Genomic DNA, 19,019 nt, shown 5'->3' with positions numbered 1-19,019 from the left:
CACCCGCAGGCTTATCGAATAAGCAGAAAATATTAGCAAAAAACCGCATAAGAAATTTTTACTGCGTAAGCGCAAGGAAAGTGAACGAAAATTGCGGCACTATGCAAATACTAATGAGAACTACTATCAATTCGACGACGTTTTGATATTATTACGTTCAGATTTTGTGATTTGCGTCCTGGAGATACAGAGTGGGTAATAATTTGATGCAGGCGGATCTCTCCGTTTGGGGCATGTATCAGCATGCTGACATCGTGGTTAAGATTGTGATGATCGGCCTGATTCTGGCGTCCGTTGTCACCTGGGCTATCTTCTTCAGTAAGAGCGCCGAGTTGCTTTCGCAGAAGCGTCGCCTCAAGCGGGAACAGCAACAGCTGGCAGAAGCCCGCTCTCTGGATCAGGCTTCAGATATGACCTCATCCTTCCACGCGAAAAGCCTGACTACCCTGCTCGTGAATGAAGCACAGAACGAGCTGGAACTCTCCGCGGGCAGTGAAGATAACGAAGGCATCAAAGAACGTACCGGTTTCCGTCTGGAGCGTCGCGTGGCGGCCGTTGGCCGACACATGGGGCGCGGTAATGGTTATCTGGCGACGATCGGCGCGATCTCACCGTTTATCGGTCTGTTCGGTACGGTCTGGGGCATCATGAACAGCTTTATCGGTATCGCGCAGACTCAAACCACCAACCTGGCGGTTGTGGCCCCGGGTATCGCAGAAGCGCTGCTGGCGACGGCGATTGGTCTGGTCGCGGCGATTCCGGCGGTGGTTATCTACAACATCTTCGCGCGCATGATTGGCAGCTACAAAGCGACGCTCGGTGACGTTGCCGCGCAGGTACTGTTGCTGCAGAGTCGCGATCTCGACCTGAATGCCAGCGCCGTTAAGCCGGTGCACGCGGCGTCCAAACTGCGCGTGGGTTGATATTATGGCGATGCGTCTAAACGAAAATCTGGACGATAACGGCGAAATGCATGAGATCAACGTGACGCCGTTTATCGATGTCATGCTGGTTCTGCTGATTATCTTCATGGTGGCCGCGCCGCTGGCCACGGTCGACGTGAAGGTGAATCTTCCGGCCTCGTCCAGCCAGCCGCAGCCGCGTCCGGAAAAGCCTGTCTATCTGTCCGTGAAGGCCGATAAATCCATGTTCCTTGGCAATGACCCGGTAACGGCCGACTCTGTCATCCCGGCGCTGGATCAGCTTACCGGCGGTAAGAAAGACACTACGGTCTTCTTCCGTGCGGATAAAACCGTGGATTATGAAACCATGATGAAGGTAATGGACACGCTGCATCAGGCGGGTTACCTGAAGATTGGGCTGGTCGGCGAAGAGAAAGCGGCCAAAAAATAGAACGAAAGCTGGCGAAAGCCAGCTTTTTTGTTTTCTGCCACGCAACATCGTTATTATTTTCTGCTGTATATCCCCATTCTTCATATTTCTTTATCAATAAAGCCAACGTTAATAATGTATTGATAGTTAAGTAAATATCAGTATTCGGCTGCGCCATTAAAATATATCTTTTGCTGAAATGGCGTCGTGGAACATCCCCACTACGCTTAAAAAAAGATAATAAAAACAGTCCTTCTTCGAAGGATCTTTTCACCTGCACAGCAAGAGACTCCCTATGGCTACGATGACATGGCTGTATCCGCACGCGCCTCAAAACGATCTGTTTTCGCTTTCTGCCATTCGACGACGCGCCGACAGGCTAATACTGGTGCTCATCTGGTCGCTGTGGGCCATCTCGCTGGGCGTGGGCTATATCAACGAAAACATCATACAGGGGGCGATTGTCGGCACCTCTCTGGCCTGTTTATCGACGCTGCTGACGATGGTGTTCCCCGGCGCGCTGTTGCTCCGCCTGAGCTCTGCGTTTGTGCTAATGGCATTTTCCGCGCTGCTGATTCATCTGGGCGAAGGTGAAACCGAATACCATTTCTCGGTTTTCGTCCTGCTTTCCGCGCTCCTTGCCTGGCGAGACTGGCGCCCGCTGGTGATGGGGGCGGCGGTCATCGCATTACATCACCTGGTGTTCAACTATCTGCAGGAAAACGACCTGTACGGCGTCGTGGTGTTCATGCACACCGGCTTTCATATGGTGGTTTTCCACGGGCTGTTTGTGGTGGTCCAGACCGCGATCCTGGTTCTGCTGGCGATTCGTATGGAGCAGGACGCCCGCTCGGCGAGCGAGGTGGCAAGGCTGGCGGGGGTGATCAACCGCGAACCGGGGTACCTCACGCTGGCCGTCGATGCGGCACCCGCAGAGTCTCCCTTTGCCCGCACGTTCAGCCTGACGCTGGGCACCATGCGCGCCACGCTTGAGCAGGTCAGCGCCAATATTGGGCAACTGCTGGAGGCATCCCGCGCGTTAGGACAACGCAACAGCGCGCTGTCGGAACGTACCGATCACCAGGCAAGTTCGCTGGCGACGGCGGCCAGTGCGATGGAACAACTGAGGGCTGTCGCTACCCTGACCAGTGAAAAAGCCCGCCAGGTTCGGGAGGTGGCGTTCAGTACCAGTAATGTGGCGGAGCAGGGAGGCCATAACGTACGGCAGGCGATTGCGGCGATGGAGCACATTCGCGAGGAGTCGCAGCGCATTTACGCCATTCTGGAGCTGATCGACGGGATTGCGTTCCAGACCAATATCCTGTCGCTCAACGCCTCGGTCGAGGCTGCCAGAGCGGGGGAACATGGCAAAGGCTTCGCAGTAGTTGCCTCGGAAGTGCGCGTGCTGGCCCAGCGCAGCGAGGGGGCTGCAAAAGACATTCGCCAGCTGCTGACCGCATCGCAGGCAACCACGCTGCAGGGCGTCGAGCAGGTTGAGCAGGCCGGTATGACAATGAAGTCGATCATTGAGAGCATTGAAGGGCTCCGCTCGCTTCTGGAGGAACTGTCGCAGATGAGCGAGCAGCAGCGGGCGAGCATTGCGCAGATGAACGACAGTATTGCCAGCATCGATGCCAGCGTGCAGGAGAACGTGCGTCACGTAGCGCAAACGCTGCAGGTGGCTGAAGCGCAGCGGCAGCAGACGGGGCAGTTAAAAGAGGCGATTGCCGTATTCAGATTTAATTAGCGTTGCGGTTCGGAAGGGGCGCTGGCGCCAGACGCCAGCGCGTCCTCATCAAGCGCAACGCAGGTGACGTTTGAGGTACGGTACTCACCGTCTGACAGTTTGCGCGTCAGGCGCAGAGTGGCGATTTCTCTGGCAAGCAGATACTGGTAATTGGCCTCGAGGCGACCCAGAAGCTTCTCTTTCAGCTCTGGCCGCTGTTCCATGATGGCGTTCATCACGGCACCGTAAATTTCTTCTTTGACCTGTAGCGGATAAATTTCACGGCGATTCTGCCATTTCAGCCGCACCAGCGTTGCCGGGATCGATACCAGGTCCTGGGTAATACGCGTCATCTCGTCATTTTTTGTGTTTCGCAGCGCATCGAGATTTTGCTTTAAGATAAATTCATCACTTTTCTTATCATCTAAAGTCAAATAAACGTCGTTGTTTTTAACTTCCTTCACGTTAATCCTCCCCCAGGCTATAAAAGATTGGGTTGTTTTTTTCGCGCGTAATTAAGTTAAGCCAAATTTCATTGCCCGCTTCGTTAATTTCTTTGGTCTTTTCGGCCAATATTTGACTTAGTTTCTGGGCATCTATTTCTCCTTCGGCCTGCAGATCGTTCAGCAGGTGGACGAAGGCTTCAATTTTTATGGCGCGAAATAAGCGGTCTTTAATATGGCGATCGTGCTCTTCCAGCAACATATTACGGGATTTGCCGGTGCGGGAAACACCAATTAATATATCAGGCTCGAAATCAGAGAGCTTTCTTTTCCCCTGAGTGAAACTGACCTCTTTTTCTGCTTCCGTCGGTTGCTGTTCCACAGGCGTAATGTGGTACTTAGCCGGGACGAGATAGTCGGGCAGCATTTTTAATTTCCTTTAATTTCAACAGGGTGGGGTTGGTAAAGGCGTGAGATTCGTTGACAATATCATGAGGCAAATTTAAAATCAAAAAAAATGGAGCCTACCCATGAACAGCATCTTTTTTACGGTCATCACATTACTATTACTGACCGCTGGTGTGCTTTTATTGATGCAGGAGTTCAATAAAACGAAAGTGTCGAAAGACGCCAGTGAACCGCCGCAACCGGAACTCATGACAAAAGAGGAAGGAGAAGACCATTTCTCTGTATTGATGAACTCCGCTACGCCTGTCTGGTACTGGCGGGTGAACCATGAATATATCGACTTTTTACACGCGACAATTAAACGCATGAAAATGTCGGAAATTAATGACACGCCAGGACTGTTTGAGGCACAGCGTCGCTGTAGCGACCTGAATTCAGCCGTGTATAAATATTATGACAATATCAAAAAACGCTGCCTTAACGGCGAGAAGGTCTCATATTCCGATCTGGACGTATTAAATTTGCGTCAGTGTTTTCGTGAGTTCAGCCTGGAAGCCTACCCGGAGCTGGTGGTGCTGGTCTGGCCGGAGTATGCCCGTCCGGAAGTTAACCCCGACAACGTCTGAGTCACCAGACTGGTGAGTTATTGCAAACAGTCAGCGCCATTGGGATATACTGGGCGCTGGTTTCTTTTGCAAACAGGACTTTATGGAACGCTTTTTTGAAAACGCCATGTACGCCTCTCGCTGGATACTGGCCCCCGTCTATTTTGGCCTTTCGCTGGCGCTTATCGCGCTGACGATTAAGTTCTTTCAGGAAATCCTGCACGTTCTGCCGAACATTTTTTCTATTGCCGAGGCGGATTTGATACTGGTTCTGCTGTCGCTGGTGGATATGACCCTGGTGGGCGGACTGCTGGTGATGGTGATGTTTTCCGGCTACGAGAATTTTGTCTCCCAGCTGGATATCGACGAGCGTAAAGAGAAGCTCAGTTGGTTGGGCAAAATGGATGCCTCGTCGCTGAAGAATAAAGTGGCCGCGTCGATTGTGGCGATCTCTTCTATCCACCTGTTACGCGTGTTTATGGACGCGAAGAACGTGCCGGATAACAAACTGATGTGGTATGTCATTATCCATCTGACGTTTGTGCTGTCTGCGTTTGTGATGGGGTATCTGGATAAGATCAGTAAGAAGTAAAGTACACCTTACCCATCACTCTAACCCTCTCCCCAAAGGGGAGAGGGGACTGCTCTGTGCGGCCTTATTTATCCGACGACGCCTGCCACAGATTCAACTCTCCATCCGCAACATGCTGGTCAATCCGCTTGAGTTCGTCCTCAGTAAAGTGCAGGTTATCCAGCGCCCGAACGTTCTCCTCAATCTGTTCCGGGCGGCTTGCGCCAATCAGCACTGACGTCACGCGCGCGTCTTTCAGCAACCAGCTCAACGCCATCTGCGCCATGGTCTGACCCCGCGCCTGCGCCATCTCACTCAGCAAACGCAGGCTGTTCAGGTTGGCTTCGGTCAGCATTTTTTCGTTCAGACCGCGGACTTTCTTGCCTTCACGCTGCATGCGAGAATCTTCAGGAATACCGTTCAGGTATTTTCCGGTCAGCAGCCCCTGCGCCAGCGGGGTAAAGGCGATACACCCGGTCCCGTTTGCTGCCAGCGCATCCAGCAAACCGGTCTTATCGACCCAGCGGTTGAGCAGGTTATAGGACGGCTGGTGGATCAGCAGAGGGATCTTCCACTCGCGCAGCAGCTCGGCCATTTTTTGCGTGCGCCCGGTTGAGTAGGAGGAAATGCCCACATACAGCGCTTTCCCACTCTGCACCGCCTGTGCCAGCGCAGAGGCTGTCTCTTCCATCGGCGTGTTTTCATCCACGCGGTGGGAATAGAAAATATCCACGTATTCGACGCCCAGGCGCTTCAGGCTCTGATCGAGGCTGGCGAGCAGATATTTGCGTGACCCGCCCGAACCATATGGCCCCGGCCACATGTCGTAACCGGCCTTGGTGGAGATAACCAGCTCGTCGCGGTACGCGGCAAAGTCCTCCCGCAGCAGGCGGCCGAAATTCTCTTCCGCGCTACCCGCCGGAGGTCCGTAGTTATTGGCCAGATCGAAATGGGTGATGCCGAGGTCGAAGGCTTTGCGCAGCAGCGCCCGCTGGGTTTCAAGAGGCTGGACGTGACCGAAGCTGTGCCACAGTCCCAGCGACAGCGCGGGCAGGCGCAGGCCACTCTTGCCACAGTGGCGGTACTGCATATTCTCGTAGCGGTCAGGGGCAGGGTACCAGGACATGATGTCTCCTTTTCTTATCGATAATTTTTTGAAACGTCGTTTTCATTCTGTCCTTATCAAAACACAAATCCCGGGGAGAAGCGATGGCAGAACTCCCTGCCAGCAATTTTCCCCGGGATGCGTCAGACATTGAGCCCTGCACTGCCCGGTACACGCAGGTCACCGGGCAATCAGACGACTATCAGAAGCTATAGCTCATCCCCGCCTGTACGCTGGCATCGTTATCCACATCGCCAGTACCGACATAGACGCCAGTGGTCAGGGTGAAGTTATGGGCGATGGTGGCGTTGATGCCTGCCCCAAAGATGCCCATGGTGTTGTTGTGACCGGCGGTATTGTGATAATCCGCCGCCTGAATGTCGGTGTTATCGCTGAACTCTTTCTGGAAGCGCGCGTCGATCCACGGCATCACCTTCACGTTTTTGTTCAGATCGCGAAGGGTGGTGGTGAGCCTCACGCCCGCGCCGCCGTTCCAGGAAGAGACCTGGCTGTCGGCAAAGGTGACTTCGCTGTCAGAGAAGCCGTTCGCTTTGGTTTGATCCCAGCCAAGAGTGGCGTAGGGTTGCAGCAGCGTTTCGCCTGGCAGCAACACGTTCACCCCGGTGCGGGCCTGCGTCAGATACAGACTGCCATCGGTGGAGCCGTGCAGCGCTTCCGTCATGCCGCTGGTATCGCCCGTCACGTTGTTGGCAGACAGCGAGTAACGCATATCGCCGTAGCTGAAGCTGCCGTCAGCAAACAGACCCCAGGTTCGGCCGTTCAGCGCCTGCTGCCAGCCGCCATACAGGCTGTAGTAGTTACCGTAAACGCTGTCTTTGAAGCTATCCGCGCCGTCGCTGGTGTCCTGCACGCGGCTGCGCGTCCATGCCAGCGCGATACCGCCGGTGACGCTGTCGCCGTTGTCCAGATGCGCCGTCCAGTCTACGCCGCCCTGTGCACCCTGAGTGATGCTTTTATAGTCGACGTCGTTGCTGAAATTACCGTTTTGATAAAGGAAATCGCCCCAGACCTGCGCACCGTCCTGCTGTTCTCCCAGCAGGTTTGCCAGATGCACCTGGTTCATGTGGTTGCTGATGTCATCCGCTACCTGATGCCCGGCCTGTTCCGCTGCATCCAGGCCGGCTACCAGCCCCTGAACGTCGCTCGCAAGGTTGCCCTTCTGGCTATTAAATTCAATATTCCAGCTCTGGCTATTATCTGCAGTCAGCTGAGCCTGAGGCACGCTGTCGGCTGCAACAATATTCAGACTGTTGTTGTAGTTATATGCGCCGCTACGGTTCTCCACGGTCTGGTCGCCGTTGGTAAACGTGGCTGCTGCATAATTCTGCGGCGCACTGCTGCCCGACGTGGTGAAGGTCCCCAGGACTATCCCCTGCTGATTTTGCGCTGACGGCGTAATGCTGTTCACCACCACGGCGTTATTTGCGCCGGTAATATTACCGAAATTCACGTAGCTGTCGGTGCTCATGGTAACCAGCGCATTGCTGCCGGTGGTGCTGGCAATCAGGGTTGAACCGTTTTGCAAACTCCAGTTGGTTGCATCGTTAATTTTATCAATGGCAATGCTGTTATCGCTGGTGGTATTTACCGTTTCAAACTGGCTTATTTGTCCGGATATGGAGCTGCCCGCATCCATTGACAGAGTATCGTTGCCGTCACCACCGTTAACATTGCCATTGACATGTGAATCATTGGTCAGCACGACCGTATCATCACCTGCACCCGTTGTAATATCACCGTTGACGGTTGCGTTGTTCTGCAGCGTAATTGTGCTATTGCCCGTATTCTGGCTGGTATTTATCTCGCCATTCACGGTGCTGTTATCCACCAGAACGGAATTTGCGGAGTTACCATCGACGGTCACATTGCCATTTACCACGCTGTTATTGGTCAGTGAAATCAGCGTGGTGCCGTTTTCGTTAAAGGCCCCAATGTCGCCGGTGACCGTGCTGTTATTCAGCGCCAGCGAATCAGCCTTCGTTCCGTACATCGCGATGGCGACATCGCCAAAAGCATCCAGGTTGATGTCGCTGAAGGGCTTGTATTCGCTCAGTTTTACCGCCAGCGTGTCGATGTTCTGCGCGATTTCGCTCTGCGAGGCATCCACGGAAGCGTTAGTCAGCGTAATATTGGTATCAGATTTATCGCTACCCGCGTAAATACCACCTTTATCCATCGTGCTGTTGCTGATGGCAATATTTTGTGCACCGGCTCCGGCACTGAGAATACTGCCGTGCAGCATGCTGCCGTCCTCAACGTTGACGGTGTGGTAACCTTTATCCATGGGGTCGAGGTAAATGGCGGAACCCATCATATAGGCTTTCTTGCCCTCGTAGCTTCCGGCGTCATTTTCGCCATTCAGCGTGGCGTCATCGATGGTTACCGTCGTATTGGTGGTTGCACCGGTATTGCCCACTTCGATCATATCGACGGTGGCGCCGTTATTCACCGTAATATTAGCCGTCCCCCCGTTGCTGCCCTGAATATAATGGCCGGACATGTCGGTACCAGAAACGGTTAATGATTGGGTATCCCCTGATTCACGGCTTCCATCCATAAAGATATTATTTGCGTTGGCGTCGGCCATAATGGCATTAGTCACGCCGGGATCTTCATAGAAACTATTATCTTTATATTTCGATAAGCCGCAGGTCTGCGACGTCACGCCAGGCTGACAGGGCGTAGCGGGAGTGACGGCAGCCTGGGCACCAAATGACGTTAAAGCCACTAAGACACATTGCGAAAGCAACGTACGATTCATTAATTTGCGCATTTTAAGTTCTCTGGATGAGTCGAAAATTGTCCGGCTATTTTTAATTGAATTTATTTAAAATAAGAACTTTCCTAGCAACTAAGGATGTAATGAAATCTAAAGATATATATCGAGCAATAATTGACGTTTAAATAATTAAATCTAATTAATAAATTTGAATTAATTCATGAGATAAATATTTTTGAATGATTTGCATACAAATTAAAGGGTTTCTTGACCGGTCGTGCGGTTCTTTGACCTTTTTATTCACCGGGATATTAACCCTTTCGGATTATGAGGTTAATTAACTGTTTGCCTGTTTTACATTTTGACGGCTGCTGAAATATGGAAACATGTATTGTGCAGTTAGATTTACCCCGCGGCGATTATCCTTCTCCAGCGAACGGCAGGGTAGTGAAGATTTTTATAAAATTACGCGCGAAATAGTATAACTTCGCCAGTTTCTGCCGATAACGAGGGTAAGACTCGCCTCTGGGCGAATTCACCCTCACGGCAAGGAAGACTTATGAATATGCTCCGTAATTTCACGATCCGTTTCGTCATGCTGACGATTCTCGGGATCTTTTGTGTAATGTGGGCGGGTGTTGGCTTGTACAGCACCTGGTCCCTGTCTCGCGTTTCAGATGGCAACGAGGTGGACCGCCAGCTGGTCAAGCAGATGACGGTGCTCAGCCAGGGGAACGATCAGTATTTCCGCTTTGTGACCCGCCTGAGCCGCGCAATGGAAGTCAAAGCCGCAGGCGGCACGCCGGATCTGGCCTCTGCCCAGCAGGCGCTGGATAACATGGGCAAGAAGCTGGCCGAGATGAAAGCCATTTCTCCAGGCCCAATGGATGAGCAGGTCTCTTCACGGGTGATCGGTGCCTGGCAGGCGCTGCTCGAACAGGGCGTGACGCCGCAAATGCAGCAGGCGAAACTGGGCGCGCTGGACGGCTATCGTCAGCAGGCCAACAACGTCACCCCACCGCTGAGCCGCGCGTTCGGTGCGGCGGCTGAAGAGTTCAACAATGCTGCCGCGAAGTCGCTCGACAGTACCCGCGTGGTGGTGGACGGCCTGACCAGCATGACCCGCACGGTGATTATCATCGCCACGATCGTCGGCCTGCTGATCCTGCTCTTCACCGACCGTTACCTGGTGGCGATGCTGGTTAAACCGCTGGATCGCATTCGCCAGCAGTTCCGCCAGATCGCCCAGGGCGATCTCAGCCAGCCCATCGAGCCGTTCGGCCGCAACTGCGTGGGCCAACTGGTGCCGCTGCTGAGCGCCATGCAGGACAGCCTGCGCGAAGCGGTCAGCACGATCCGCTCCGGCAGTGAAAATATCTGGCGCGGCGCGACGGAGATTTCCAGCGGTAACAACGATCTCTCCTCCCGTACCGAAGAGCAGGCGGCGGCGCTGGAAGAGACGGCTGCCAGCATGGAGCAACTGACCGCCACGGTGAAACTGAACGCGGAGAGTGCGCGCCAGGCAAGCCAGCTGGCCGATGTGGCCTCAACCACCGCCAGCCGCGGTGGCTCGCTGGTGGAAGAGGTGGTGACCACCATGAGCGGTATTTCGGAAAGCTCGAAGAAAATTGCTGAAATCACCAACGTCATTAACAGCATTGCCTTCCAGACTAATATTCTGGCACTCAACGCGGCGGTTGAAGCGGCGCGCGCGGGTGAACAGGGCCGAGGCTTTGCCGTCGTCGCAGGCGAAGTTCGCAACCTGGCAAGCCGCAGCGCCAATGCGGCAAAAGAGATTGAAGGGCTGATTACTGACTCCGTGTCCCGCGTCGAGCAGGGGGCGAAGCTGGTGGGCGATACCGGCACCACCATGGATGCGATTTTGCGGGACGTGACGGAAGTGACGACCATTATGAAGCAAATTGCCTCGGCCTCTGAGGAGCAGAGTAAGGGTATTTCGCAGGTCGGAATTGCCATTACCCAGATGGACGGTGTTACCCAGCAAAACGCCTCGCTGGTGGAGGAGGTTTCCGCGGCGGCGGCGGCGCTGGAGCGTCAGACCGAAGATCTTCAGCGCTCGGTGCAGAAGTTCCGCCTGACGGCATAACGCAACGTGATAAGGCCGCCTTGTGCGGCCTTATATTATTAATGCCTTCCTCATTCAGCGGCGCTGAAACTGCTATTCTTTTGCTAACCCCTGACGTTCTGGGCTCTCTTCTACGAGGTGTTGCTATGAACAGATCGTTATCTTTTATCCCTGTCCTTTCTCTCATTTTTCTGACGCTTTTCTCGGTTTCCGCCAGTGCGACCCAGCAGGCGCAAGAACGGCGCGTAGCGCGTGATGTCAGGCAGGAAACCCGCGATGCGTCACGGCAGGTGAAGCAGACCTGCGTGGCGAACAATAACCAGAGTAATCACGACTGCCGCCAGGACAAGCGTCAGATGAAACAGGCCGGACGGCAAAAAGCGCGGGATATTAAGTATTAACATAACAGGTAAGGCGGCATGCAAGCGTATTTCTTGCCGCCTTTTTAAAAAACGTAAGTCAATATTTTTTAAATATTAAATTATTCACTTGTAACAATATATTTGGCATTTTCTGCACATTCCAGAACATGAAAATTAATATTGTCTTAAGATTTAGTCGACATAATGAATTATCTTCTTGATACCGGAAATAATTCAATTTATGAAAAACCGTATTATTTTATTTGCTGCCCTGGCAGGTTTTGCCGTGGTCAATACAGCGATGGCCCAGAGCGTCACGGTCGATGTTCCTGCCGGGTATAAGGTCGTGATTGTTCCGCAGTCAGCTACGGTTCCTGAGGCGGTAAGCGTTGCGCCTGCACCTGCACAAACAACATATGCCGCCCCTGCACCGGTCTATCATCCGCGTGCACGCCATGTGGCGAGCGTGGCGGAAGGGATGGTGATTGAGCATCAGTATGACGATCACCATTGATGTATTCCGGGTGACATTTCTGACCATAAGTTGAGGGCAAATAGTCGAGATTGGGTGCAGGGAGTTATTACTGAACAGCCATGAGGCCGGGCACGCGCTGCGACGCCCGGCGAAAACTATTAGTGCGTCGCTTCACCAATCAGCGCGCCCGTGCCTGCGCCAACGGCTGCACCTTTCAGCACGCTCTTGCCGGTAACCGCCGCGGCACCTGCGCCCACGGCAGCCCCTACGGCGCCGCCTTTACGCGCGGCTTTACCTTTGTCGCCGTTTTTGAACATGGCACCCGTGCCTGCGCCAACAACGGCACCGCCAACGGTCGATTTCAGATCTTTGCCCGTGGCCGCGCCAATGGCAGCGCCTGCTACCGCGCCAGCGGCGGTTTTATCGATGGCCATTCCCGAGGTGGAAAAAATGAGGGCGCTGATAACCAGCGTTGTTTTAATAACTTTCATAACAGATCCTTTGTGACTGCTGTCGGTTGATACGTTGCTTCTCACTCTGAGATGAGAAAAACGCACAGATAGTGCCAGCAATACCGGCTCAACCTTTAGGCCAATCATGCCCTGAGCAAGGATCTCTGTTGCCGGGCGGCGATCCGCCCGGCAGAACATTACGCCTGACGCTTATCTTCCGTATTCGTCTCGAAGTCGCTCGCCGCGTGGCGTTCGTGGAGCTGCTCGTTCAGCTCGCCGCTGGTGCGGTTAACTATGCGTCCGCGCTTAACGGCATGGCGATTCGCCACGTCTTTCGCCCAGCGCTGCACGTTGGTGTACTTCTCTGCATCCAGGAACTCGGCGGCGTTGTACACGCTGCCCAGCGCCACGCAGCCGAACCATGGCCAGATGGCGATATCCGCGATGGTGTACTCCTCACCCGCCACGTAGCGACCACGCGCCAGCTGTTTATCCAGCACGTCGAACAGGCGTTTGGCTTCCATGGTGAAGCGGTCAATCGCGTACTCGATTTTCACCGGGGCATAGTTGTAGAAGTGGCCAAAACCGCCGCCGAGGAACGGCGCCGCGCCCTGCAGCCAGAACAGCCAGTTCAGCGTCTCGGTGCGTCCCGCCGGATCTTTCGGCAGGAAGTGGCCGAATTTCTCTGCCAGGTAGAGCAGGATATTGCCGGATTCAAATACGCGCGTTGGTGGGTTCGTGGAGTGGTCACGCAGCGCCGGGATTTTCGAGTTCGGGTTCACCTCAACGAAGCCGCTGGAGAACTGATCGCCCTCGCCGATGCGGATCAACCACGCGTCGTACTCCGCGCCCGTCACGCCCAGCGCCAGCAGCTCTTCAAGCATGATCGTCACTTTCTGGCCGTTCGGTGTGCCCAGCGAGTAGAGCTGCAGCGGGTGAGAACCGACAGGAAGATCTTTCTCATGGGTCGCGCCGGAAATGGGGCGGTTGATGTTGGCGAACGCGCCGCCGTTGTTCTTTTTCCATTCCCACACTTTGGGGAGCTGATAGGTGTTGTCTGACATGTTGGCCTGCCTTTTTTGTGATGTGTTGAGGCAGTGTAGCAGGAGATTTGTGAACCGTTTAACGTTGTGAGCGCAAGCAATTAACCGCTATTCCTTCTGCTGCTTATATATATCAAATCCGGCATAAGCTTAATCGAAAATCGCATTTTCATAACTAATGCGTTAATGGATAAAGCTGCATATGATGCTTCAACATAAATAAAAGATGCAGTCATAAACACTTTATAAGGCAAGGAGTTAGTGAGATGCGCAAGCTTCTGTTATCGGCAGTGGTCGTTTCGATCGCGTTAGGCCTGGCGGGCTGTGATGATGCGAAAAATAAAGAGACCAATACGCCCCCTGCGGCAAAAAGCGACGCGCCAAAAGCGGGCGGTTCGCTGATTATCGGGATTACCTCCGGCGATCCGTTAGCCGTGAATCCGCTCTATGCCAGCGACCGTACCACGTTAACCATCATGCAGGCGCTCTATGCCCCGCTCTATAGCTTCAACAACGGTAAGATCGAGTGGGGCCTGGCGGAAAGCCTGACGCCCTCCGCCGACAACCTGAGCTACACCCTGACGTTAAAACCCAACCTGAAATGGCAGGACGGACAGCCGCTGACGGCGGACGACGTGGTCTTTACGTTCAATAAGCTGCTGGATGCCAAACAGCACAGCTTCTTCCGCAGCATGTTCACCTACGGCGGCAAGCCGGTACAGGTAAGCAAGGTTGACGACCGCACCGTTAAGTTCACCTTACCGCAGGTCAGCGCGGCCTTTACCGGCACACTGGTACAGATCTACCCGATCCCGCAGCACGTGTTCGCCAGCGAAGGCGACCTGGAAAAGAGCAGCAAAAACGATGCACCGGTCGGCTCCGGGCCGTTCAAATTTAAAGAGTACCGCGCCGGACAATATTACGCCCTGACCCGTTTTGACGATTACTGGAACGGCAAAGCGAAGCTTGATTCGGTCACCTACCGTTTCGCCAAGGACAGTAACGCCGCCAACCTGGCGCTGCAAAACGGTGAAATCAACCTCAAGATGGTTGATCCGCAGGATGTGAACCGTCTGAAAAACACCGGTAAGTTTGACTTCGTGGTCTATCCGGAAGGCCGCCTGGCCTATATGACGTTCAACCAGAACGTGCCGGTGATGAAGAGCAAAGAGCTGCGTCAGGCCATTGCTTACGCCATCAACAAAGACGAGCTGACCCAGACCGCCTTTACCTCGCTGGACTACGCCAAACCGGCGACCTCGTTCCTGACGCCCGATACGCTTTACAAAACGGATGACGTTGAACAGTACACATTCGATCTGCAAAAGGCCAAAGAGCGGCTTAAAGCATCCGGCGCGCCGGACAACCTCAAGCTGCGCCTGGCGTATGTGAACACCAACAAAACCCAGGAGAGCATGGCGCTCTATATTCAGCAGGCGCTGAAGGGTATTGGGGTGAACGTGGAGTTGATGCCGCTGGACTCCAACGCCATGTCTCAGCGCAGCCTCGATATGAACAATACCGCGTGGGAGCTCAACCTGGGCGGCTACATCATGGGTTCCGAGCCGGACGGCTACAAATCGCTGTTCATGAGCAACGAAGCCTATAACTACGCGCATTACAAAAATCCGCAGTTTGATGCCCTGTGGGATAAAGGCGCCGTGGAAACTGACGCCGCGAAACGGGCTGATATCTACAAGCAAATTCAGCAAACGGTGGCGAACGACATGACGTACTACCCGATCGCCTATACCAATGCGACCGTCGCGGTGGACAAGCGTTTTGGCGGTACCGAGGAAGCGGAGCCGAAACCGGTCTATCTGTTCCAGGATCTGTCAAAAATCTATCAGAAATAAGCGATTGCCCCGACCGTCGGGTCGGGGCCTTGGTAAGGGCATGTCGTGAACACACTTCTCACGCGTCGGCTGCTGCAGCTGCTGCCGATGCTGTTCTTTATTTCGCTGGTGGCGTTTTTGCTGGTCAAGCTCGCGCCTGGCGATCCGGTGGCGGCGTACATTACGCCGCGTATGGCTCCGGAAGATATCGAACGTATTCGCCAGAGCCTGGGGCTGGATAAGCCCCTGGTCACGCAGTACGTCCTGTGGCTGAAAAACGTCCTGCAGGGCGATCTCGGCTATTCGCTGATCTACCACCGTCCGGTGCTGGAGATGATCGGCGAACGCATTCCAGCCACGCTGGGGCTGATGGGCGCGTCGCTGCTACTGGCGATCGTGCTGGCCATCCCGCTCGGCCTGCTGGCGGGGGCATTTAAGCACCGCTGGCTGGATCACGTGCTTAACCTGTTTGCCTATATCGGCATCTCGGTGCCGATTTTCTGGTTCGGCATCTTGCTCATTACGGTCTTTGCCGTGCAGCTTAACTGGTTCCCCAGCATGGGGATGCGCACCATCGGCATGGAAGATAATGCGCTGGACGTGCTGCGTCACGGCGTGCTGCCGTGTATTGCCCTCACGTTCTACAACCTCTCCAGCTATGTGCGCTACATCCGCTCCAACACCATCTCGCAGCTCTCGGCCGACTACGTGCAGACCCAGTTGGCTTACGGCGCCACGCGTTCCAGCATTCTGTTCCGCCACGTGCTGAAAAACGTGCTGCTGCCGGTGATCACCCTGTTTGGGCTGTCGTTCGGTGAGCTGATTGTGGGGGCCTATGTGACGGAAAGCGTCTTCTCGTGGCCGGGGATGGGGCTGCTTGGGATCCAGTCGATCGCCTCGCTGGACTACCCGCTGATCATGGCGATCATCATGCTCTCTTCGATGATGCTGATCGTCGGTAACCTGATCGCCGATCTGCTTTATCGCTTCGCCGATCCCCGCATTCGTACGCTGAGGTAACCCGGATGAGCAGACGCTGGCAGCAGGTTCGTCACCAGCTGCGCCGCAATCGTCCGGCGCAGTTCTCCCTGTTTGTGCTTTTTATTTTCGTTGTCGCCGCGCTCTGTGCGGGGTTAAGTCCGTACGATCCGGATCGGATGGCGCTCGGCGCACGCACGCTACCGCCGGATGCCGCACACTGGTTCGGCACCGACGAGTATGGACGCGACTACTTCACCCGCGCGCTATATGGCGGCCAGATCTCCCTGATGGTCGGTTTTCTTGCCATGCTCTTTTCCACGCTTATCGGTACGGTGGTGGGAACGGTAAGTGGCTATTTTGGCGGCTGGCTGGATAACCTGATGATGCGCGCCGTGGATATCCTGATGGCCATTCCGGCCTTCTTCCTGCTGCTGGTGGTGAATGCTTACCTCAAGCCGGGCGTGGATAACATCATTCTGATCATCAGCCTGCTGACGTGGATGAACATGTCGCGGCTGGTGCGCGCAGAAACCCTATCGGTGAAAGAGCGCGAGTATGTGCTTTATGCCCGCGCGTCGGGGGAAAACCCGCTGCGCATCATCGTGCGCCACATTATTCCCGGCGTGCTGCCGACCATTATCGTGGCCGCCACGCTCAATATCGCCTCGGCCATTCTGATGGAGTCGACGCTCAGTTTCCTTGGGCTCGGCGTGCAGGCACCGGCGGCATCGTGGGGAAGCATGCTCAACAACGCCCAGTCGTATATTGGCGAAGCGTCGTGGCTGGCGATGTTCCCCGGTATTCTGATCCTGCTGACGGTGTTCAGCTTTAACGTGCTGGGCGATGTGTTCCGTACCGCCTTTGAGCCAGGAGCGAATCGCGATGAGTAACCTGTTAGCGCTTGAGAACCTGCAAACCACCTTCCGCACCCGCGAGGGCGAGGTTCACGCGGTGCGCGGCGTGAGCTTTCAGGTGCAGCCGGGCGAACTTGTCGGCATTGTTGGCGAGTCGGGCTGCGGGAAAAGCGTCACCTGTAAGTCGATCATTCAGCTTCTGGGGAACAATGGACGGATAACCGGCGGCAGCATTCGCTTCCAGAATGACGATCTGGCGCAGAAAACCCCTGCGCAGATGCGCGCCATTCGCGGCAACGAGATCGCGATGATTTTCCAGGATCCGATGACCGCCCTGACCCCGGTGCTGACCATCGGCAAACAGATGGCCGAGATCCTGATGCGCAATAAAGGGCTGACCAAAAAAGCGGCCAAAGCGGCGGCGATCGCCATGCTGGAACAGGTGGGGATTGCTGAGGCCGGGCGCCGATACGACCAGTATCCCCACGAGTTTAGCGGCGGGATGCGCCAGCGGGTGATGATCGCCATTGCGCTCTCCTGCAACCCTAAGCTGCTTATTGCCGATGAGCCGACCACCGCGCTGGACGTCACCATTCAGGCGCAGATCCTGCGTCTGCTGAAAAGCCTGCAACAGCAGACCCAAACCGCGATTCTGCTGATCACCCATGATCTCGGCGTGGTGGCACAGGTCTGCAGCCGCGTGGTGGTGATGTACGGCGGGCTGGTAATGGAAGAGGGGAGCGTGGAAGACATTTTTTATCGCCCTGCGCATCCTTACACCCAGGGGCTGCTGGCCTCGCTGCCGCGCCCGGATGAGGTTAATCAACGTTTATCGCCCATTGAAGGCGCGCCGCCTGGCCTGCTTAACCCGCCGCCGGGCTGTCCCTTCGCCGAACGCTGCCCGAAACGCATGCCCCAGTGTGAACGGCAGCCCGCTTTTTACGCCATGGGAGAGGGCCATCGCGCCGCCTGCTGGCTATGGGCCGATAAGGAGATGCAGGCATGAGTGAACAACATGTGCCATTAGTGAGCGTGCGCGATCTGCGCAAACACTATCCGCTTAACGGCAGTTTGCTGCGTAAAGGCGCGGCCGTGAAGGCGGTTGATGGCGTGAGCTTTGATATCCAGCCCGGCGAGACGTTTGGCCTGGTGGGGGAGTCAGGCTGCGGGAAATCCACTCTCGGGCGCGCCATCCTGCGCCTCTTCGATATCACCGCGGGCGAAATCCACTTTGCCGGACAGGCGATTGCCCATGCTCGCGAAAAAGAGCTCAAGCCGCTGCGTAAACGGATGCAGGCAATTTTTCAGGACCCTTACTCCTCGCTTAACCCCGGCATGACGGTACGACAGCTGGTGGCCGAGCCGATGCAGATCCACGGCTACAGCCGTGAAGAACAGCGCGAACGGACGGAAACGCTGCTCTACAAAGTGGGGCTGAAGCAGGAACATCTTGAGCGGTTCCCGCATGAGTTCAGCGGCGGGCAGCGCCAGCGCATCAGTATTGCCCGCGCGTTATCCGTACGCCCTGAATTTGTGCTGTGCGATGAGCCGCTCTCGGCGCTGGACGTCTCGGTGCAGGCGCAGGTGGTGAATATTCTGCAGGATCTGCAGCAGGAGCTGGGGCTGACCTATCTGTTCATTGCCCACGATCTCTCGATGGTGCGTCATATCTCCAGCCGCATTGGGGTGATGTACCTCGGTAAGCTGGTGGAGGTGGCGCCGGCGAATGAGCTGTATCAGCGTCCGGCGCACCCTTATACCCGCGCGCTGCTGGCGGCGGTTCCCCAGCCCGACCCGCGCATTCGCAACCTCGAAGACGCAACCCTGCGCGGCGAAATGCCCGGCCCTACGTCCGCGCTGCCGGGCTGTAAATTCTGCAGCCGCTGCCCGCATAGCATGCCGGTTTGCCAGACACAAGAGCCAGCGATGCAGGAGATCGCGCCAGGACATTTTGCGGCGTGCTGGTTGTTTAAGATGTGAGCCTTAAACGTGTCGGGTGGC

General features: G+C 55.2%; 19 protein-coding genes. 13 read left to right on the top strand and 6 right to left on the bottom strand.

What is annotated here, in order from left to right; all coding sequences use genetic code 11:
- The first annotated feature begins 191 nt into the window (after window positions 1-191).
- From exbB to KGP25_RS20725, 3 genes are all read left to right on the top strand, one after another.
- Complete coding sequence (gene exbB / locus KGP25_RS20735; protein WP_021242115.1) at window positions 192-923, top strand: tol-pal system-associated acyl-CoA thioesterase; 732 nt, start codon at window positions 192-194, stop codon at window positions 921-923.
- A gap of 4 nt (window positions 924-927) precedes the next feature.
- Window positions 928-1,353 carry a TonB system transport protein ExbD gene (gene exbD, locus KGP25_RS20730; RefSeq protein WP_045909964.1) on the top strand — a complete coding sequence of 142 codons (426 nt, stop codon included), beginning with the start codon at window positions 928-930 and terminating at the stop codon, window positions 1,351-1,353.
- A gap of 274 nt (window positions 1,354-1,627) precedes the next feature.
- A complete protein-coding gene (locus tag KGP25_RS20725) occupies window positions 1,628-3,079 on the top strand; it encodes a methyl-accepting chemotaxis protein (RefSeq protein ID WP_045909963.1) in 1,452 nt (483 codons plus the stop codon).
- Here the strand turns inward: KGP25_RS20725 and KGP25_RS20720 are convergent.
- Together KGP25_RS20720 and KGP25_RS20715 are read right to left on the bottom strand one after the other, a co-directional pair.
- On the bottom strand, window positions 3,076-3,522 hold the full coding sequence (locus tag KGP25_RS20720) for a hypothetical protein (RefSeq protein ID WP_045909962.1): 447 nt from the start codon (window positions 3,520-3,522) through the stop codon (window positions 3,076-3,078). The two genes, KGP25_RS20725 and KGP25_RS20720, sit on opposite strands and share 4 nt — an antisense overlap.
- Window position 3,523: 1 nt before the next feature.
- The gene (locus KGP25_RS20715; RefSeq protein ID WP_008499807.1) at window positions 3,524-3,928 is read right to left on the bottom strand and encodes a hypothetical protein; all 405 of its coding nucleotides are present in this window, start codon (window positions 3,926-3,928) and stop codon (window positions 3,524-3,526) included.
- A 103-nt stretch (window positions 3,929-4,031) separates the two neighbouring features.
- On the opposite strand from KGP25_RS20715, the gene KGP25_RS20710 reads away from it, so the two are divergent.
- Together KGP25_RS20710 and KGP25_RS20705 are read left to right on the top strand one after the other, a co-directional pair.
- Window positions 4,032-4,535 carry an RNA helicase gene (locus KGP25_RS20710; protein ID WP_223539565.1) on the top strand — a complete coding sequence of 168 codons (504 nt, stop codon included), beginning with the start codon at window positions 4,032-4,034 and terminating at the stop codon, window positions 4,533-4,535.
- An 82-nt stretch (window positions 4,536-4,617) separates the two neighbouring features.
- The gene (locus KGP25_RS20705; protein WP_008499805.1) at window positions 4,618-5,106 is read left to right on the top strand and encodes a TIGR00645 family protein; all 489 of its coding nucleotides are present in this window, start codon (window positions 4,618-4,620) and stop codon (window positions 5,104-5,106) included.
- 64 nt (window positions 5,107-5,170) lie between these two features.
- On the opposite strand, the gene KGP25_RS20700 is transcribed toward KGP25_RS20705, so the two are convergent.
- Window positions 5,171-6,211, bottom strand: a complete 1,041-nt coding sequence (locus KGP25_RS20700) for an aldo/keto reductase (RefSeq protein ID WP_126534065.1) — start codon at window positions 6,209-6,211, stop codon at window positions 5,171-5,173.
- Between the two features lie 181 nt (window positions 6,212-6,392).
- Window positions 6,393-8,939, bottom strand: a complete 2,547-nt coding sequence (locus KGP25_RS20695) for an autotransporter domain-containing protein (RefSeq protein ID WP_223539564.1) — start codon at window positions 8,937-8,939, stop codon at window positions 6,393-6,395.
- A 550-nt stretch (window positions 8,940-9,489) separates the two neighbouring features.
- On the opposite strand from KGP25_RS20695, the gene KGP25_RS20690 reads away from it, so the two are divergent.
- The 3 genes from KGP25_RS20690 to KGP25_RS20680 all read left to right on the top strand — a co-directional run bounded on the left by KGP25_RS20690 (window position 9,490) and on the right by KGP25_RS20680 (window position 11,892).
- On the top strand, window positions 9,490-11,037 hold the full coding sequence (locus tag KGP25_RS20690; protein ID WP_069719969.1) for a methyl-accepting chemotaxis protein: 1,548 nt from the start codon (window positions 9,490-9,492) through the stop codon (window positions 11,035-11,037).
- A 125-nt stretch (window positions 11,038-11,162) separates the two neighbouring features.
- Entirely contained in the window at window positions 11,163-11,417 is a 255-nt protein-coding gene (locus KGP25_RS20685) for a hypothetical protein (RefSeq protein WP_048029030.1), read from the top strand.
- A 202-nt stretch (window positions 11,418-11,619) separates the two neighbouring features.
- A complete protein-coding gene (locus tag KGP25_RS20680; protein WP_045909956.1) occupies window positions 11,620-11,892 on the top strand; it encodes a hypothetical protein in 273 nt (90 codons plus the stop codon).
- Between the two features lie 119 nt (window positions 11,893-12,011).
- Here the strand turns inward: KGP25_RS20680 and KGP25_RS20675 are convergent, their stop codons facing one another.
- Together KGP25_RS20675 and yghU are read right to left on the bottom strand one after the other, a co-directional pair.
- On the bottom strand, window positions 12,012-12,344 hold the full coding sequence (locus KGP25_RS20675) for a glycine zipper domain-containing protein (protein ID WP_045909953.1): 333 nt from the start codon (window positions 12,342-12,344) through the stop codon (window positions 12,012-12,014).
- A 158-nt stretch (window positions 12,345-12,502) separates the two neighbouring features.
- Window positions 12,503-13,369 (bottom strand): glutathione-dependent disulfide-bond oxidoreductase, encoded by an 867-nt coding sequence (yghU, locus tag KGP25_RS20670; RefSeq protein ID WP_045335208.1) that lies wholly within the window; start codon window positions 13,367-13,369, stop codon window positions 12,503-12,505.
- Window positions 13,370-13,614: 245 nt separating this feature from the next.
- On the opposite strand from yghU, the gene KGP25_RS20665 reads away from it, so the two are divergent.
- Genes KGP25_RS20665 through KGP25_RS20645 form a run of 5 tightly spaced genes read left to right on the top strand, consistent with a single transcriptional unit; the run spans window position 13,615 to window position 18,998 of the window.
- A complete protein-coding gene (locus KGP25_RS20665) occupies window positions 13,615-15,204 on the top strand; it encodes an ABC transporter substrate-binding protein (protein ID WP_223539563.1) in 1,590 nt (529 codons plus the stop codon).
- A gap of 45 nt (window positions 15,205-15,249) precedes the next feature.
- Complete coding sequence (locus tag KGP25_RS20660; protein WP_080347320.1) at window positions 15,250-16,203, top strand: ABC transporter permease; 954 nt, start codon at window positions 15,250-15,252, stop codon at window positions 16,201-16,203.
- A gap of 5 nt (window positions 16,204-16,208) precedes the next feature.
- Window positions 16,209-17,054, top strand: a complete 846-nt coding sequence (locus tag KGP25_RS20655; protein ID WP_021242100.1) for an ABC transporter permease — start codon at window positions 16,209-16,211, stop codon at window positions 17,052-17,054.
- On the top strand, window positions 17,047-18,024 hold the full coding sequence (locus tag KGP25_RS20650; protein WP_223539562.1) for an ABC transporter ATP-binding protein: 978 nt from the start codon (window positions 17,047-17,049) through the stop codon (window positions 18,022-18,024). Before KGP25_RS20655 ends, KGP25_RS20650 begins: the two co-directional genes overlap by 8 nt.
- Window positions 18,021-18,998: an ABC transporter ATP-binding protein gene (locus KGP25_RS20645; protein WP_223539561.1), complete on the top strand. Its 978-nt coding sequence runs from the start codon at window positions 18,021-18,023 to the stop codon at window positions 18,996-18,998. The genes KGP25_RS20650 and KGP25_RS20645 overlap by 4 nt, the downstream gene beginning before the upstream one ends.
- Window positions 18,999-19,019 lie beyond the last annotated feature (21 nt).

The sequence above is a fragment of the Enterobacter sp. JBIWA003 genome (assembly GCF_019968825.1).
In the GTDB taxonomy this organism is placed as follows: Bacteria; Pseudomonadota; Gammaproteobacteria; order Enterobacterales; family Enterobacteriaceae; genus Enterobacter; species Enterobacter quasiroggenkampii.
Note: the sequence above shows the minus strand (reverse complement) of the source record. Positions and strands in the feature narration are given on the sequence as shown.